20 protein-coding genes are annotated in these 17,699 nt (G+C 36.0%); 16 read left to right on the top strand and 4 right to left on the bottom strand.

What is annotated here, in order from left to right; translation table 11 throughout:
* Positions 1 to 5 precede the first annotated feature (5 nt).
* The gene (locus KGF86_RS10030) at positions 6 to 356 is read left to right on the top strand and encodes a YlbF/YmcA family competence regulator (RefSeq protein WP_186869312.1); all 351 of its coding nucleotides are present in this window, start codon (positions 6 to 8) and stop codon (positions 354 to 356) included.
* Positions 357 to 498: 142 nt separating this feature from the next.
* Complete coding sequence (locus tag KGF86_RS10025) at positions 499 to 1,272, top strand: enoyl-CoA hydratase (RefSeq protein ID WP_211741749.1); 774 nt, start codon at positions 499 to 501, stop codon at positions 1,270 to 1,272.
* 298 nt (positions 1,273 to 1,570) lie between these two features.
* On the opposite strand, the gene KGF86_RS10020 is transcribed toward KGF86_RS10025, so the two are convergent.
* Entirely contained in the window at positions 1,571 to 1,756 is a 186-nt protein-coding gene (locus KGF86_RS10020; protein ID WP_186869314.1) for a YhzD family protein, read from the bottom strand.
* 164 nt (positions 1,757 to 1,920) lie between these two features.
* Between KGF86_RS10020 and KGF86_RS10015 the strand changes: the two genes are divergently transcribed.
* From KGF86_RS10015 to KGF86_RS09970, 10 genes are all read left to right on the top strand, one after another.
* Positions 1,921 to 2,130 carry a helix-turn-helix transcriptional regulator gene (locus tag KGF86_RS10015; protein WP_186869315.1) on the top strand — a complete coding sequence of 70 codons (210 nt, stop codon included), beginning with the start codon at positions 1,921 to 1,923 and terminating at the stop codon, positions 2,128 to 2,130.
* On the top strand, positions 2,120 to 2,434 hold the full coding sequence (locus tag KGF86_RS10010; protein WP_211741748.1) for a DUF2178 domain-containing protein: 315 nt from the start codon (positions 2,120 to 2,122) through the stop codon (positions 2,432 to 2,434). The genes KGF86_RS10015 and KGF86_RS10010 overlap by 11 nt, the downstream gene beginning before the upstream one ends.
* Before the next feature lie 21 nt (positions 2,435 to 2,455).
* Entirely contained in the window at positions 2,456 to 2,773 is a 318-nt protein-coding gene (locus KGF86_RS10005) for a DUF2178 domain-containing protein (protein WP_211741747.1), read from the top strand.
* 20 nt (positions 2,774 to 2,793) lie between these two features.
* Positions 2,794 to 3,693 carry an ABC transporter ATP-binding protein gene (locus KGF86_RS10000; protein WP_211741746.1) on the top strand — a complete coding sequence of 300 codons (900 nt, stop codon included), beginning with the start codon at positions 2,794 to 2,796 and terminating at the stop codon, positions 3,691 to 3,693.
* Positions 3,686 to 4,927 (top strand): ABC transporter permease, encoded by a 1,242-nt coding sequence (locus KGF86_RS09995; protein WP_211741745.1) that lies wholly within the window; start codon positions 3,686 to 3,688, stop codon positions 4,925 to 4,927. Before KGF86_RS10000 ends, KGF86_RS09995 begins: the two co-directional genes overlap by 8 nt.
* A gap of 160 nt (positions 4,928 to 5,087) precedes the next feature.
* A complete protein-coding gene (locus tag KGF86_RS09990) occupies positions 5,088 to 6,311 on the top strand; it encodes a metallophosphoesterase family protein (RefSeq protein ID WP_211741744.1) in 1,224 nt (407 codons plus the stop codon).
* A 7-nt stretch (positions 6,312 to 6,318) separates the two neighbouring features.
* A complete protein-coding gene (locus tag KGF86_RS09985; RefSeq protein ID WP_211741743.1) occupies positions 6,319 to 9,294 on the top strand; it encodes an ATP-binding protein in 2,976 nt (991 codons plus the stop codon).
* 123 nt (positions 9,295 to 9,417) lie between these two features.
* Positions 9,418 to 9,966, top strand: coding sequence for a GbsR/MarR family transcriptional regulator (locus KGF86_RS09980; RefSeq protein ID WP_343221445.1), 549 nt, complete (start codon positions 9,418 to 9,420; stop codon positions 9,964 to 9,966).
* Between the two features lie 92 nt (positions 9,967 to 10,058).
* Positions 10,059 to 11,000 (top strand): 3'-5' exoribonuclease YhaM, encoded by a 942-nt coding sequence (gene yhaM, locus KGF86_RS09975; RefSeq protein ID WP_186869410.1) that lies wholly within the window; start codon positions 10,059 to 10,061, stop codon positions 10,998 to 11,000.
* 76 nt (positions 11,001 to 11,076) lie between these two features.
* Positions 11,077 to 11,274, top strand: a complete 198-nt coding sequence (locus KGF86_RS09970; protein WP_186869323.1) for a sporulation YhaL family protein — start codon at positions 11,077 to 11,079, stop codon at positions 11,272 to 11,274.
* 49 nt (positions 11,275 to 11,323) lie between these two features.
* Here the strand turns inward: KGF86_RS09970 and KGF86_RS09965 are convergent, their stop codons facing one another.
* Entirely contained in the window at positions 11,324 to 12,214 is an 891-nt protein-coding gene (locus KGF86_RS09965; protein ID WP_186869324.1) for a peptidylprolyl isomerase, read from the bottom strand.
* Positions 12,215 to 12,734: 520 nt separating this feature from the next.
* Positions 12,735 to 13,274, bottom strand: coding sequence for a DUF3267 domain-containing protein (locus KGF86_RS09960; protein WP_186869325.1), 540 nt, complete (start codon positions 13,272 to 13,274; stop codon positions 12,735 to 12,737).
* Between the two features lie 204 nt (positions 13,275 to 13,478).
* On the opposite strand from KGF86_RS09960, the gene KGF86_RS09955 reads away from it, so the two are divergent.
* On the top strand, positions 13,479 to 13,814 hold the full coding sequence (locus KGF86_RS09955) for a DUF1878 family protein (RefSeq protein ID WP_211741742.1): 336 nt from the start codon (positions 13,479 to 13,481) through the stop codon (positions 13,812 to 13,814).
* Between the two features lie 3 nt (positions 13,815 to 13,817).
* On the opposite strand, the gene KGF86_RS09950 is transcribed toward KGF86_RS09955, so the two are convergent.
* Complete coding sequence (locus tag KGF86_RS09950; RefSeq protein ID WP_211741741.1) at positions 13,818 to 14,315, bottom strand: GbsR/MarR family transcriptional regulator; 498 nt, start codon at positions 14,313 to 14,315, stop codon at positions 13,818 to 13,820.
* Positions 14,316 to 14,611: 296 nt separating this feature from the next.
* Between KGF86_RS09950 and KGF86_RS09945 the strand changes: the two genes are divergently transcribed.
* The 3 genes from KGF86_RS09945 to KGF86_RS09935 all read left to right on the top strand — a co-directional run bounded on the left by KGF86_RS09945 (position 14,612) and on the right by KGF86_RS09935 (position 17,671).
* Positions 14,612 to 15,811, top strand: coding sequence for a quaternary amine ABC transporter ATP-binding protein (locus KGF86_RS09945; RefSeq protein WP_186869328.1), 1,200 nt, complete (start codon positions 14,612 to 14,614; stop codon positions 15,809 to 15,811).
* Positions 15,804 to 16,658: an ABC transporter permease gene (locus tag KGF86_RS09940; protein WP_186869329.1), complete on the top strand. Its 855-nt coding sequence runs from the start codon at positions 15,804 to 15,806 to the stop codon at positions 16,656 to 16,658. The genes KGF86_RS09945 and KGF86_RS09940 overlap by 8 nt, the downstream gene beginning before the upstream one ends.
* 122 nt (positions 16,659 to 16,780) lie before the next feature.
* Positions 16,781 to 17,671 (top strand): glycine betaine ABC transporter substrate-binding protein, encoded by an 891-nt coding sequence (locus KGF86_RS09935; protein WP_186869330.1) that lies wholly within the window; start codon positions 16,781 to 16,783, stop codon positions 17,669 to 17,671.
* Positions 17,672 to 17,699 lie beyond the last annotated feature (28 nt).

Here is a 17,699-nt window from a genome sequence, read left to right as displayed (position 1 = left end):
TTGTTTTGTCTAATATGTATGATAGCGCCTATGATTTAGAAAAGGCGATTCGTGATAGTGAGGAATTTAAAGGACTAAAGGACGCATTTGAAGCGGTTATGGGAGATCCAACAGCAAAGAAAACATTTGAAGATTTCCGTGATACACAAATGGAACTACAACAAAAACAAATGCAAGGTCAAGAAATTACCGAAGAAGAGATTGACAATGCCCGTAAAGTAGTGGAATTAGTCCAACAACATGAGGCAATTTCACAATTAATGGAACATGAGCAACGTTTAAATATGGTAATTAATGAAATTAGCCAAATTATTACGAAGCCACTAGAAGAACTATACGGTTCTCAACAGGGTTAATATATGAAAGAGCGAGGAGAAATATCCTGGCTCTTTTTTTAATTCTTAAATTACGTACTACTTCAGCATAATAGCAGGAATTATCACCTTGTCTATCGAATAATGTAATAGCACGTTCTAGATAAATGAGGGGGGAATGAAATTGACGTTTGTGACATTGGAAAGTAAGCAGCACGTATCGCATATTACCTTAAATCGACCAGACCGATATAATGCACTCAATAAGGAAATGCTTGAAGAACTTCTAATGACACTTGAAAAAGTGGAACAGAATAATGACAGAATTGTTATTCTTTCTGGGAATGGGAACGCCTTCTGTGCGGGTGGCGATATTGCCATGATGAAGGACTTTGCTAATAAAGCGTTCTTTGATCGTGTTATGGACACGATTACTGAGATTGTGCGGAAACTTTACATGATGCCGAAGATCGTCATCTCCAGTGTTCAAGGCTCAGCTGCTGGATTAGGATTAAGCTTAGCACTATCTGCTGATTATGTTGTCGCACACCAAGAGGCTAAATTTGGGATGTTATTTATTGGAGTAGGTTTAGCTCCTGATGGCGGGGGGCATTTCTGGGTAGAACAGCGCCTTGGGACACAGCAAGCGAAGCAATTTATTTGGGGAAATCCAAGACAGGTTAAAGCTACTGAAGCAAAAAAAATGGGACTAGTAGATATTGTAACGGAACAGGATGTATTGGAAGAGTCTACTAATCTTGGGCAGCGGTTACTTGCTTCTCCACTTGAGGCAATGCTTAGAACGAAAATGACCTATCACAACCTGCATGTCGAAACATTAAATTATTATTTAGAAAGAGAAAAAGAGAACCAATGGCAGCTGAGAAGTACGGAGGATCATAAGGAGGGAGTACTCGCGTTTTTAGAGAAAAGGAAACCGAGCTTTGCCGGTAAATGAGAATATGAATAATTTGGAATGAACAGTAATCAGAGTAGTATGCGGAGGTAATTCCCCATCTGTCGATTTCTCAATAAAACGGATAAAGTCGCGAGAGAATTGTAGTATTTTGCGCGGCCTTCATCAAAAGTCACGCCATTATGGATGTGTCGCGCGACTTTTAATGAAGGCCGCGCTATTTTTCTTCCATATTGCGCGACTTTTGTTATTCCGGCGCGATTTCCGAAGGTTTCCGCGCTATTTTTACTTTACGCCGCGTTATTTTAAGTACTAGCTAACCTTCTGAGTGTAATTTCTATTAACGGTGGAACAATACTAGCTTTGCCTCTGGTGAAACACATCGATGTGTATGCTCCTGATAACCTTTTTGCGCAAGTCGTTCTTCTCCTAGTTTTTTTGCTTCTTGATCATTGGCAGCTTGAAATGACTCATCCAATAATTTCTCCCCGGATTTATCAAAAACAGTTAATACATATGTCTTCATCGTTTCCCTCCTGAAGTTTTTCTTATTGTTTACTATTCGACTTTTATTATAAAAATCCTTCTATATAGATGGATAGAATGTAAAATGTAAAGTGCCCTTGACTTTGATGCTTGATGTATAGTACACTTTACGTGAAGTCAACTTTACATGAAGTAGGAGATAGTATGAAAACATTAATTCGTGAAAAACGAACAGAAAGAAATATGACTCAGGAAGATTTATCACAGCTTTTAAAAGTATCGAGGCAAACCATAATCTCATTAGAAAAGGGAAAGTATAAGCCTTCTCTTGTACTTGCTCATAAATTAGCACAAATTTTTGAATGTAGCATAGAAGAATTATTTATTTTTGAGGGGGATGAGAATGTTAGGTGAATTAGAGAACCCATGGGTAATCATTATGTTATTAGGCACATTTATTTGGCTATTAATAGCTTACTTAATCCAAGGGCGAATTAGGAAGCAAGCACATTATGATGATGAACGTAATCAATATGAAACGAACCGGGCAAAGGCTAAGAGTTGGGATATTATGTTCATTATCATGATTATTTCTATCCCAATTGTATTAATTGTGGAAGGGGTCTCCTTTAGTTACTTTTTCCTCATGGGGGTGTTCTTTTTACACACTCTTTCCGTAGGGGGATCAGCACTTTATTATCATTTCAAAAACTCATAATAATTTACCTGGGGGTATACCATGTTTAGTCAAACTTTTTTAGAAGCACCATGGCTTGTATTCATTTTAGCTTTAAATTACTTATTCATGCTAATCATTTTCTTGATTCAACGAAGAATTGGAAAGAAAAAACATCGCTATGATGAGCGTTATTATCAGGTAAATAATCAAGCGAAAGGACGCACGTGGGATATTATGCTAGTCATTATGCTAATAGCTACACCGGTTGTCATCATATTTGATGGTATTGGATTTGCCTTTTTCTTGATAAATGCGTTATATGTTCTTCATTGTATCATCATGGGAATTGCTGCCGCCTATTATAGTACTAAGGAATAGAAAGGAGTGAATGAATTACGATGACATTACTAATAAAAAATGTAAGCAAGCGATTTGGCGGACATACTGCTGTTAACGACTTAAGCTTAGAAATACCAGAGAACGAAATGTTCGGGTTTCTAGGAGGTAATGGTGCAGGAAAAACGACTACATTTCGTATGATCCTTGGATTACTTGATCAGACTTCTGGGGAGATAACATGGAACGGGGAAAAGATAGATTATGATAAAAGTAGTTTGATAGGTTACCTGCCTGAAGAGAGAGGACTATATCCCAAGCTAAAAGTAAGGGAGCAAATTATTTATCTAGCTCGTTTGCGTGGGATGGGAAAACGTGATGCGTTAAAGGAGCTTGAAGCGTGGTTAGAGCGATTTAAGGTACCCGAATATATTGACAAAAAGGTTGAAGAGCTGTCTAAGGGGAATCAGCAGAAGATTCAATTCATTTCAGCCGTTATCCATAAACCGAAGCTATTAATATTAGATGAACCATTCTCGGGTTTAGATCCGATCAATGTAGAGTTGTTGAAGAAAGCCGTTCTCGATTTGAAAAATGAAGGAACTTCGATTGTCTTTTCATCCCATCGAATGGAACATGTAGAGGAATTATGTCAGCACCTATGTATATTACATAAAGGAACTCCAGTTGTGCAAGGGGCATTACGTGAGATTAAACGCTCCTTTGGTAAGAAAAACTTAATTATTCATGCTGATATGAGTTTAGATTTTTTAAAGACTATTCATGGTGTAGTCCACTACAAGCAGACGATAGAAGGCTGTTTAGTACAGATTACCGATGAGGAAGTATCACAGGTTATTTTTCGTGAACTGCAGGGGAAGGGCTTTGTGCGGAAATTTGATTTAGAAGAACCATCCCTAAACGATATCTTTATCGAGAAGGTAGGTGCTCACTATGAATAAGTTTTGGATTATGACAACTCATACGTATCTATCCAAATTAAAAACTAAAGTATTCTTCATTAGTACTGCTTTAATTCTTGCCTTTTTAGTTCTGTTAGTAAACTTTGAATCGATTATTCTAACCTTTGCTGGAGAAGATGAAGATACTATTGCTGTACTAGATGAATCAGGTGAGCTATTCGATTTGATGATCATACAGGAAAATAATGATGAACTTATCTTGGAACCTTTCACCCAGTCACTGGAAGAGGGTAAAGCATTAGTTATTGAAGGGAGCTATGATGCGCTAATTACACTTGATTTAAACGAAGAAGGATTACCAGAGGCTACCTTTTATGCGAAAAATATGTCTGATAGTCAACTTCAAACAGAGGTTCAGCAGCAGCTGCAACAACTAAAGACAACTCTAGCTACAGCGCAATTAGGAATCGATCAAGTAGCTATAAATGAAGTTTTCTCACCGATAGCGATGGATACAGTTGCATTAGATGAGAGTGGAAAATCAGCAGAGGAAATGAATCAAGCACAGGGTATTGTCTATGTGATGCTGATTTTACTCTATATTGGTGTCATCATGTACGGCTCTCTCATAGCAACCGATGTAGCAACAGAAAAGTCCTCTCGAGTAATGGAACTATTAGTTTCTAGTGTTTCGCCAATTACCCATATGTTCGCGAAGATTATAGGAATCGCTTTATTAGGTCTAACACAGATATTTATCTTTGTATTATTTGCTTATATGATGTTGCAGTCAAAAGGGGAACAGCTAAGTGAATTTCTAGGCTCGTTCGGCTTACAAGATGCCTCTTTATCCATTTTATTGTATGGTATACTATTTTACTTACTCGGATATTTATTATACGCCACATTAGCGGCTATGCTTGGATCGTTAGTTAGTCGAGTAGAGGAAGCTAATCAGATGGTTACACCAATTATCTTATTAATTGCAGTTGCCTTTTTCTTAGCGATGTTCGGAATGAACGCTCCTGAATCTTCCATTGTAACGATAACATCGTTTATTCCTTTTTTTGCACCAATGCTTATGTTTATTCGTGTTGGTATTTTGGATATTCCAATCTGGGAAGTGTTTCTGTCTGTAGGAATTTTAATTGGAACCATTATTCTATTTGCTATTGTTGGTGCGAAGGTCTATAAAGGTGGCGTGTTAATGTACGGAAAATCTAGTTCTTTTAAAGATATTAAAAAAGCTATTTTGTTGACGAGAAAAGAATAATGATTGTTTAGAGGAATACAATGATAGACTAGGAGGGCGTATGTAGTATAAAACCGCTAATTAAAGCGGTTTTTTCTATGGAGAAATTTTGTGGATCTAACTACGAACGTGCATTCGTCTTTGGGATTTGATAGAATAAAATGAAAGAGGAGGGATGATATTGGAAAAGAAGATTTCCTTTATTCATGCAGCGGACCTACATTTGGATAGCCCTTTTAAAGGATTATCGGATGTAAATGAAACAGTATTCCAAGAGATACGGCAAAGTACGTTTACAGCACTTAATAATTTAGTAGCTGTAGCCATTAAGAAAAAAGTAGATTTTGTTTTGTTAGTGGGAGATTTATTTGATAATGAAAAGCAAAGTTTAAAAGCACAGATTAGCTTACGGAACGCCTTCGAAGAATTACAGCGCCATCACATTGATGTGTATGTATCGTATGGTAATCATGATTATGTAGAAGGGAATCGGTATCCCATTACCTATCCAGAGAATGTTCATGTCTTCCCTGATGAGCAGGTACGCTCCTTTACGTATGAAAAAGATCATATTCCATTAGCTACTATCTATGGATTTAGTTATGAGCGACGAGCGGTAGTGGAGAACAAGGTGAATCAGTATAAAAAAATAGACGAGCAAATTCCTTTCCATATTGCTATGCTCCACGGAAGTATAGAAAGTATCACCGAACACGATACATATGCACCATTTAAACTAGGTGAGCTTCTAGAAAAGGATTTTGATTATTGGGCACTAGGTCATATTCATAAACGAGCGGTATTAAAGGAGAATCCTTCTGTCGTATACCCGGGGAATATTCAAGGGCGAAATAGGAAGGAATCGGATGAAAAAGGGTGTTATTACGTTGAGATGGTCAAAGGGAAGCAAACGCTCGAATTTATTGCATTAAACGCAATACAATATGGTCACGTAACAATAGATGTGTCAGAATGTGAGACGATTCATCAGGTTGAACAACGAATAACAAAGCAACTGAAAGAGTTAGATGTTGCATTACCCCTATTAGTTGACTTGGAGTTACACAGCAACAAAGATACAATACTTGAATGGAAGAATGAAAATCTATTACAAGAAATAGTAGAGATGTGGAATGAGAGCTTTAGCCAACAGAAAAACTGGATCTATATCTTTCGTTATACAAGTAAATATACCAACATAGCCTTACCAAATAACTTGAGAGGGGAGCATTTTCTCGGCGAACTAACGATGAACGTAGACCATTTCTCATCAGCTTCACACCTAACAGACTTATATCAACATAAAGAAGCGAGAAAGTATTTGGATGTTTTATCGGAGGAAATGGAAGAACAGATTAAAAAGGAAGCTTATGAGCTTGTTTTACATGAGCTTATGAAGGAGTGATGCTTTAATGAAACTACTCCAAGCAACTATTTATGGTTTCGGAAAATGGGTTGATTATCATATTGATTTTAGTAAAGATTCATTTTTAATAATATATGGAGAAAATGAGTCTGGGAAAACTACTCTGCAGCGTTTTATTTTATTTATGTTATTTGGAATGCCACCAAAACAGCGCAGATTTTATCAACCGAAAACAAGTAGTAAAATGGGTGGGAGTTTGACGGTTTTTGATCCTGAAGTGGGCATTTACACAATTGAACGATTAGCTGATACGCGAAATGGAGTAGCAATATGCCATACAGCGGATGGGGAAGAACATGATGAAAATTGGCTTCGTGATAAACTACATGGGATAGATGAGAAAACCTATCAAGCGATCTTCTCTTTCTCAGCTGCTGATTTGAGCAGGTTACAAGATGTAAAGCAAGAGAATATTAGTGAAATATTACTAGGAATTGGTCTCACAGGATCGTCGAAAATACATTCTATTGAAAAAAGGCTCGACCAACGAATAAGTGATTACTTTAAGCCCTATGGAAAAAATCCTGTAATTAATCAACAATTAGTGAAGCTTGAACAACTTCATGTACAGTTACATGAGCTAGAGAATGAAGAATCCACCTACCGGGAAAAAAAGAATGCCATTATAGAGCTGGAAACCGATATTGAACACGTTACACAACAAATGAAGGAGTATAAACAAGCTCAGTACCAGCTGGATAAACTGATGCAAGCCTTACCACAAGTTGAAGCATACAAGCAATATCAGCTAAGACTACACGAATTACCAGAAGAAATTCCTTTTCCTGAGGAAGGAATAGAACGGCTAGAGTCATTAAAAGATAAATGGTATCCTCTAAAAAGTGAAAGGAATGTTTTAGAAAGAAATAGAGAAAAGCTTATTAGAGAACTAAAAGAATTACAAAACAAAAATAATGATTTTCCATATGAAGAAGCGGTAGCTGTTTGCTCCAAATTTGCAGATCATCAAAAAGTGAAGGAAAATTTATTCAAAATTCAAGAGCAAATAAAAACACTTGATGAGGGGATTAATTCAGGAATAACGGAATTAAATGTTGGGTTAAACAAAGATGACTTAGCCGAGCTTTCTCTTCCGTTCCATTTGGAAAAGCAGTGGGCGGATTTGAAACAGACGTTCGAGAGCTTAAAGCAGCAGCTAGAGGTAAACAAGGATAGTATACAGCTTCAACAAGCAAAACAGAATAGACTAGAACAAGAATTACAAGATATTGAGTTATCCTTACTTAAGCCAGAGGAAAGAAAAGAGCTTGAGGAAGTAATGGAAGCATATAAAGAAACGAAATTACTTCATGCCTTACAAAAGGAGCATATAGAAAAACAAAAAAATTGGAGCAAGACAAGGCAACAAACGAATAAGCGGATAGGGCTTTTCTTAAGCTTAAGTGTTTTCATTGTTACTTTCTTCGGTATACTAGCATTCGTGCTTAAAGACTATGTATATGTTAGTATAACTGCTGTGAGCCTACTTTTTGGAGTCACACAATGGATCTATGGTAAAAAATCGATTCATCATATGGAAGTAATGCTCAGACAGACTATTCATCCACAATCCGACAATATCGTGATTACCGAGGATGAAAGAGCGAAGGCTGCGAAGATCCTTGAAATAAATCGAGAAAACTTACGAGATATTGAATTATTAGAGGATAAATTAAGAGATTCTGATATTACGCTGAACCAATTAAGAGAACAGAAAATCTTATTGGAACAACGAGAATTGGAATTGGAAAAGGAAATAGCTAATCAAAGACATATATTTACTTTTCTCTCTCATGTTGAGGTGGTATACTGGCAGGAGCTATTTCATTCATTAAGAGGATTATTGAAGGATGTTAAACAAGTAAATGAATTACAAATACAAGAACATGAGCATAATCTAGAACTAGAAAGCTATCAGGAGACGATTAATCGATTTTTTCAAAGAAATCACTTTGAAAATACACCTCGAACACTATTAGCAAAACTAGAGTTTTTAGAGCTAGGGATTGAACAATATCGACAGCGAGAAAAACAGCTTCACCAAACGAAACAATCGTTAAGGGAAGTAGAGAAACAATTAAATGAAATAGTAATGAAGTGTGACACGTTAGAACAAGAAATGAATTCGCTCTTTATGGTTGCCAATGTAAAGGATGAAGAAGCGTATTATTTGAAAGCGAGAGAGTTAAAAGAGCAAAAGGAACTTGTGAATCATTGTGAGCAAATAAAAGCACAGTATTCTAGCTTTTTTACGAAGGAAAGATGGGAAGAGATAGTAGCTTGTCCACCAAAGCTTAGCAATATCGAGCTAGAAGTGACGGAGATTCTTCAGGAAATCCAACAATTGGAGGAAGAAAGGGAAAAGAAACGTAATCAATTAGCCCAATTGAAGCTAGACATCAAGCGATTAGAAGCCTCCGAAACGTATTCGCAAATGATCCATAAGTTTGAGCAGGAAAAGGAAAAGTTAAGGAAGCTTGCTCGTGAATGGGCTATTCATAAAGTAGCAAAAGAGTTACTCACGGAGACGAAAGGAAACTTTCGCGATAAATATTTAGTTAAAGTAATGGAAAAGACAACACATTTTTTCCAGCTATTAACCAATCAGGTCTATATCAAAGTTTATCCACCAGTAGAGGATAAGCCTTTTGTAGTGGAGCGAGTTGACCATATTCGTTTTCAGGTACAGGAATTGTCACAAGGAACAATAAATCAATTATATGTGGCACTCCGATTAGCAATTAGTCTCGTAATGAGTGAAAGCTTGCGAATGCCATTTATAATGGATGATGCGTTTGTTCACTTTGATGTGGTAAGATATGATCGAATGATTTCGATTCTAAATGAGATATCAAAGCAGCATCAAATCCTTTTGTTTACATGCAAATTGGATATCACATCGAGAATGGATAATAAGAACTTAATCCGGTTGACAAATACTGTGCCCTTAGTAGAAAATTAGTAATAAAATAACGTATACGAGTTACTAGTTAGAAAGCTAATCGATTGGATCATACGAGATGAAATAGCTTATTTATATCATGTGTTGGGCTTCGTATATCAAGCATAAATGGAGGTACATCCGGTGACAGAGGACAAAGATAGTAAAGAATGGGAAAAACATGAAGAAACAATTGAAAAGTTCATCCAAACAATAGCGAAGAATATGAACCTGTATGGCTTAACGTCATCCATAGGTAGATTATATGGGGTTCTATATTTTTCTGATGAGCCGATGACATTAGATGATATGCGAGAAGCTCTTGAAATGAGTAAGACAAGTATGTCTACGGGAGTAAGAGCATTATCCGATATGAAAATGGTGGAAACCGCCTTTAGAAAGGGAATCCGTAAAGATTTGTATCGTTCCGAGGAGGATTGGTATAAATCGTTTACTTCTTTATTCGGCAATCGATGGAGAAAGAATACAGAATCAAATATCGAAGAGGCTGAAGAGACGTTAGAGGAATTAAGAAAGCTATATGATGCTACAGAAGACGAAGAACTAAAAGAGAGAATTGAACGCGATATGGAGCGCTTAGAATATGCGAAGAATTATTATAAATGGCTAATGAATTTCATCCATGTCGTGGAGTCTGGTAAGATATTCGAATATATACCGAAGAACAATTAAAAGATGTTAACAGCTGAGATTGACGTTTGCTTTTTGAATGCAAGTCAATCTCATTTCTATTATGGGGGAGGAACGATAACATGATAAAAGGAATGGGAAAAGGGATTGGCCATCATCAAATAGGAGATTCATTTGAAGGATTTGTCCTAATAAAGGATGCAACTAAAGGAACGGCAAGTAATGGTAAACCGTTTTTAACACTTGTATTACGAGATGCAACAGGGGAAATCGAAGCAAAGCTTTGGGACGTGACAGGGGAAGATGAAGCACTGTTTGTTCAGGAACAAATTATTCGCATTACTGGTGAAATAAATCAATTTCGCGGGAAACCTCAAATGCGAATCAATTCTATTCGACTAGCACAAGCGACAGATGGTATTCAAGTTGCTGATCTTCTAGAAAAAGCCCCCGTAGAACGGGAAGAATTGATGACTAGGCTGACAGAGATTATTTTTGAAATGCAAAATCCAACGATTCAACGAATTGTTCGAGCGATTATTAAAAAGTATCAAGAACCACTATCCCTTTATCCAGCAGCTACACGTAACCATCACGAGTATGTATCTGGTCTTGCCCATCATATTGTTAGTATGTTAAAGATTGCTAGGGAATTATGTGACCTGTATCCACAGGTAAACAAGGACCTTTTATATGCTGGCATTATATTACATGATATTGGCAAGTTAAAAGAATTATCTGGTGTTGTATCTACTACCTATACACTTCAAGGAAAATTACTTGGTCATATACCAATGATGGTAGAGGAAATTGGTCATATAGCAAGAGAGTTAGAAGTTGATGGAGAAGAAGTCCTCATCCTACAGCATTTAGTTTTATCACATCACGGGAAAGCCGAGTGGGGGAGTCCAACACCACCATTAGTAAGAGAAGCGGAATTATTGCATTTAATTGATTTAATCGATGCAAAGATGAATATGTTAAATCGTGCATTAGAAAAAGTGAAACCTGGTGAATTTACGGAGCGTTTATATGCAATGGACAATCGATCGTTCTATAAGCCTACGTTTGAATGAGCAGTTTTTTTAAGTAATATTCTACCCTCTTGTACATATAATTGGAATAAGTAGCAATGGACAAGGGGGTAGAATAATGATATTTGGAATGCCTTGGTGGGTTTTCATGGTTATTTTATTTATTTTCTTTAGTGGTTATATGGCTTTTCGGGCAATGCGTGCGGAAAGAGCACTGGAGAAGCAATATATTGAACGTGAAGGTCAAGTGTATATGAAAAGAATAGAAGAAGAACGTGAACAACGTAGACAAGAGCAAAAGGAAGTAACTAATTAGGTAAAAAAAGACTGCCACCAAATTCAGATTTGGTGGCAGTCTTAGTTTATTAACCTTGTGCTTCTGGAGTAGTGAACAGATCTTTGTATTCTTCAATTTTTATATCTACGCCAGCATCTTCAATTAGCTTGTCCAATTTAGATTGAACATCATTGTAATCAATTTGCTCTAATGCTAGTTGACGACGAATGTCTTCTTTTTTATCTTCGAAGGTAGGAACGTCTGTTACTTGGATGAAGTGTGTACCAAAGTTAGATTCAACTGGCCCGCTAATTTCACCCTCTTCTAAAGTAAAAGCAACCTCTTCGAATTCCTTAACCATTCTACCGGTTGTGAAGTAACCTAAGTCGCCACCATTAGCAGCACTGCCATCATCAGAGTATTCTTTTGCAAGTTCTGCAAAATCTTCGCCCTCATCAAGTTTCTTTTGTACTTCTGCAACAAGTGCTTCTGTTTCTTCAGCAGTTCTGTCCTCATTTTTTTCAATTAGGATGTGGCTTGCACGAATTTCGATTTCTCGATTTTCTTTCATTTCATTGAATTTATCCTCAAGTTCTTCATCGGAGAATTCGATATCCTCAAACATAAGTTTTTCTTGGAGTAGTCTTTGATATGTTTGGTCACGGAATGCTTCTTCATCTGGGTAACCTTGTTGTGTTAACCACATGTTGAACATGTCACCTTGCGCATCTTTGGCTTCTTGTACCGCATTATCTAATTCTTCATCTGATACTTCATATTTATCTTCTAATACTTTAATGACAACCATATTGTAAAGAGCACTTTCACCAATATAATTTTTCATTTCATTATAGAAGTCTTCCTTTGTGATGTCTCCTACTGTAGATTCTACAACTACCTCTGAATTTGCATCATTACTGCATCCAGATAATAATAAAACACCTGCTGTAATAGTTGCAGCGATTGTTAGTTTCTTCATTACATTACACTCCTAATCTCTTCTTTATTACTTCGTATAACTAATGATTAATATACCATAGTTTATCAATAAAATAATAGCTAAATCCAGAATTACTTATTTTTTACACACTTTATCTTGAAATTGTAATGGAAAGTAAAAATGAAGATATGGAGCTAATTACCATTAGGCAAGTGATGTTAAACCATAGCATTTAATACTTTAATGTATGAGGATACAAGTAAGATAAGTATCATAATATTAGTAAATCGAAATACAGTCGCTTGCTTGTTATCATTCATCTCCAATTTTTTACAAAATTTATCAGTTAAAGAATTAAATATAACTAAAATGATAAATCCATAAATAAGAAAAATAAGGAACATACCTTACAACCTCCTCGTGCAAAACTGCTAATTAATGCGTTATGTATAAAAAAACGTAAAAATGAAATAATAGTAGGTTAGTACATATAAAATACTGTAACAAAAAATTCAATTATTGGATAGTAAAAAAGAAGAAGCAAGATTAGATGCCTCTTCTAGTTCGCTTTCAATAGTATATCAAAGCCTTGATCGTCTTTTTCCACAAAAGATTGTCTAGGTGCTTTGATAATGTGTTTGATTGATAAAAAGTCTAAAAAGGACATGCCTACATTAATAGATGTGAATAAAAGAAAATAAACATATATACTTGGAAAAAGTAATGATGCAATAATCCCGGGAAATGTTAAGACAATAGTAGGGGTTAGTGCTGATAAAATATAAGCATACTTCTTAATTCGTGCATCCGCATAGAAGGTAAATATCGGTAGTCCTCTTTTTCGATTGATTATTAATTTCATTTTTCTATTTATCATAATTAATGGTAAAATATGCAATAAAGAATGAAGTGTTGGCAATAAGATGATTGCCAGTACAAATAGGAAAATTCCTGAATCACTAACTGAATTACCTTGATGTAACATGGAGAATGGTACATAAAGTATGATAAAGGTTATAAGACTAGTAAAACAAGATATTAAATTAATCCATCTCATACCATATTGCTTATTTAAATTAACAGATTTCCAGCAATTCATTATATGCCTTCTCCTTCACTTCGTTATGTTAGACTATGAATGATTGTCTAAAGGAATGACTATTAATTCTAAAGCCTTATTGATGATAGTATCTTATAGAGGAAATTGCAATAGGATTTACGAAAAAAAATTATATAAAAATACTAGCAATTGAAATTATATTCTGATAACTAAGTAAAGAGTGGGCGAAAGAGGGGGTTCGAGATGAGTGAGCATAACAATCTGGCAACATTTCATTTACAGTTGCTAACGAGAATTATCGATGTGAATAAATTCCCTTTCACGAAGCTTGTTATCGAAAATGAAATAACAGAAGAAGAATATAAGGAAATATTTCATACATTAGAGAATATTAATTCGGAGTATATAGAACAGAAAGAAGAGGGATTACTGCATTATTCCTCCCTTTTAGCTAGGTTTGCAGGGTTACTGAATCCAAAACTAAATCCAACAGATACAATTTATGCTTTAAGAAGAGAAGGTTATTTTCCAGACTTATTAGATGAATTTATTCAAATCCTAAAAAAAGATGGCTTATAGAGGTTATCCCCTATAGTCATCTTTTTTTATTTGAGAAGCTTCATAAAAGAATTCTTCTAATTGTTTATGAAACTGCATGATTTGAAGCAGCCTTTTCTCTAAATCTCGATTTCTTTCATCTGTAGTTATCTGTTCAATTTGACCTTGAATTTCTAGCAATGCATCTTTTCGATCAGATGTGGCATCGAGCCACTTCTTTAGATAGGAATTCATGAAGTGCTTAAAAAGTTGACTGTTGGCTTGGTATAAATCCTTACGTACTCCTTTTTTCCACACTCGCTTTACTAGATTTAGATCGACTAAACTCCTAACACTATTACTCATGGAGGTTTTACTTTTTCCTAATGCTTCACTAAGTTCATCTAACGTTAGAGGTTGCGCTTCCATATATAGTATCGTAAATACTCTAGCTTCTAAAGGGGATAGCTCAAATAATTCAATTGTTTTAGCGAATTCCAATAATATACCGTTCTTAATCGTTTCGTTGCTGCTATTCAACATGAAACCCTCCTATATGTACCTAACTTAAGGTTACAATAGTATCACTTTAATTAAAAATGGATAGTTAAGGTGGATTATGGAGTATTATGGAGTATTTATAAGGAAAGACACTGTATAATTCGTACAGAATAAACTGTACAATTTATATGTTCGAAAATTAAAGAATATCAAGTTTGTCCTGTTCGTACAATAAAGTATATAGTAATACAGTAAGCAAAACACGGCGTTTATGAAATCAATCTATTAATCAAGGATTTAATGGATAGATGTTAATTGTATAGAAAGAGGTGAAGGTTTTGCCGATTATAGAGGCAAAAAACCTATCAAAGGTTTTTGGGAAAAATCCAAAGCAGGCATTAGAACTTTTGGATAAAGGATTATCAAAGGAAGAAATTTTAAAAAAGACAGGTAGTACTGTTGGTGTTAATCGAGCATCATTTACGGTTGAGCCAGGAGAAATCTTCGTTATCATGGGGTTATCTGGAAGTGGTAAATCAACGTTAGTAAGACTGATAAATCGATTAATCGACCCGACAGAAGGAAGCATGTTAGTTGATGGACAGGATTTAGCAAAAATGGATAAGAAGGAGCTACGTCAAGTACGTCGTGAAAAACTTGGCATGGTGTTCCAGCGTTTTGCACTCTTTCCAAATCGTACGGTTCTACAAAATACGGAATTTGGATTAGAGGTTCAAAAGATTCCTAAAGAGGAAAGAACAAAAAAAGCAAAAGAAGCACTTGAACTTGTAGGATTAGGTGGTTACGCCCATCAAAAACCTGACCAGCTATCTGGTGGTATGCAACAACGTGTTGGTCTAGCTAGAGCGTTAGCTAATGATCCGGAAGTACTTCTAATGGATGAAGCATTCTCAGCACTTGACCCCTTAATACGTAAGGACATGCAAGATGAATTAATAGACTTACAATCTACTATGAAAAAGACGATTATTTTTATTACACATGATTTGGATGAGGCATTACGGATTGGGGACCGAATTGCACTAATGAAGGATGGATCGATCGTACAGATTGGAACGCCGGAGGAAATATTAGTTAATCCTGCTAATGAGTATGTTGAACGATTTGTAGAAGATGTTGACCGTTCAAAAGTATTAACGGCACAACATATCATGAAGCGACCTGAGACGATAAATATTGAAAAGCACGGTCCACGTGTAGCATTAGAACGAATGAAGGAATCTGGTATATCTAGCATTTTAGTAGTAGATAGTAAACGTAATTTAAAAGGATATGTAACAGCTGATGATGCTTCGGATGCAAGGAAACAAGATGTTCGTGACTTAAAAGAAATTATGCGGACTGATATTAAAGAGGTAGAAAAAGAAACTACTATGCAAGACATTTTTAATGTAATCAATGGTTCACCTGTTCCTGTAGCGGTTGTTCAAGATAAGAAACTGGTAGGAATAATTGTACGAGGTGCTGTCATTGCTGCTCTTGCTGGGGATAGTGAGGTGAATCTAGAACATGTTTAAAGAATGGTTTACAGAAGGAATACCGATAGCAGATTGGGCTAAGGACTTTACGAGTTGGACAAAGGATACATTTGCTATTTTCTTTGATCCGATAAAACAACATCTAGGTAATTTTATGGAATGGTTTTCTGAAGATGTATTAATGTTAATACCGCCATATATATTTATGATTATTATCGCTATTTTAGCATTTGTTTTATCTAAGAAGAAAATTGGTTTGACAATCTTTTCATTTGTTGGACTATGGTTAATTTACAACCAAGGTTACTGGGAAGAGTTAATGAGCACGGTCACGCTAGTACTAATAGCAAGTTTACTCTCTATTATAATAGGTGTCCCTATCGGCATACTAATGTCTAAAAGTAAAACAGCAGAAGCAATTCTTAAACCAGTATTAGATTTCATGCAGACGATGCCTGCATTCGTATATTTAATACCAGCGGTTGCATTCTTTGGAATTGGAATGGTTCCAGGTGTATTCGCATCGTTAATCTTTGCAACACCACCTACTGTTCGATTTACGAATTTAGGAATCCGTCAAGTCTCAAAAGAGCTAATTGAAGCTTCAGAAGCATTTGGTAGTACGGGTGCTCAGAAACTTTTTAAAGTAGAGCTACCAATGGCAAAGGCTACCATTATGGCTGGTATAAATCAGACTGTCATGCTTGCGCTATCAATGGTCGTTATTGCTTCCATGATTGGAGCACCAGGTCTTGGAAAAGAAGTATTAACAGCATTACAGCGTTCTGATGTCGGTACAGGGTTTGTTGCCGGTATAGGAATTGTAATAGTAGCGATTATAATTGATCGTTTTACACAGAGCATGAATAAGCAAAACAATGCTTAAATCAGGCATGCTTCCGCTTCAAGTGCGGGAATGCTTATGCCTCATAAGGAGTATTATTGGTAAACTTTTCATGATGAAAAGTTCCATATAAATACATTATTTTAAAAGGGGAGTTAGCTATTATGTTTAAACGTAACTGGAAACGTCTAGGATTGATTGCTGGTTTATCATTATCATTATTTGCAGCTGGTTGCTCATCAGACAATGATTCATCTAGTGATGAGGGTTCATCAGAAGCAGGGAAAGAAATTAATCTTGCTTATGTAACATGGGATACCGAAATTGCTTCTACAAATGTTGTAGGTAAAGTGTTAGAAGACTTAGGATATGATGTAAAATTAACAGCATTAGATAACTCCATAATGTGGGAAGCGGTAGCAAATGGTGAAGCTGATGCAATGGTTGCTGCATGGTTACCAGCGACACATGGTAGTCAATTTGAGCAATATGGTGACCAAATGGAGCAGCTTGGTCCTAATCTAGAAGGAGCTAAAATTGGGTTAGTCGTACCATCGTATATGGATGTTGATTCAATTGAAGATCTATCTGACGAAGCTGGTAAAAAGATTACTGGCATTGAACCAGGAGCAGGTGTAGTAGCAACTTCTGAACAAGCATTAGAAGATTATGAAAACCTCGAGGATTGGGAAGTTGTAACCTCTTCAAGTGGTGCAATGGCCACTGCTTTAGGAGAAGCGTATGAGAACGAAGAAGAAATTATTGTAACTGGTTGGTCTCCGCACTGGAAATTCGCTAAATATGATCTGAAATATTTAGAGGATCCAAAGGGGACATTCGGTGGAGCAGAAACTATTGAAACGATGGTTCGAAAAGGTTTAAAGGACGATTTACCAGAAGCTTACCAAGTGCTTGATAACTTCTTCTGGACTCCGGAAGATTTAGAATCCGTTATGCTTGATATCTCTGAAGGTATGAACGAAGAAGAAGCAGCAGCTAAATGGGTAGAAGAAAATCCAGATAAAGTTGCGGAGTGGACAAAAGGAATTGAATAATAAATAATATTGATGAAACCTGTAGGCT

The organism is Ornithinibacillus massiliensis (assembly GCF_018310345.1).
Classification (GTDB): domain Bacteria; phylum Bacillota; class Bacilli; order Bacillales; family Amphibacillaceae; genus Ornithinibacillus; species Ornithinibacillus massiliensis.
Note: the sequence above shows the minus strand (reverse complement) of the source record. Positions and strands in the feature narration are given on the sequence as shown.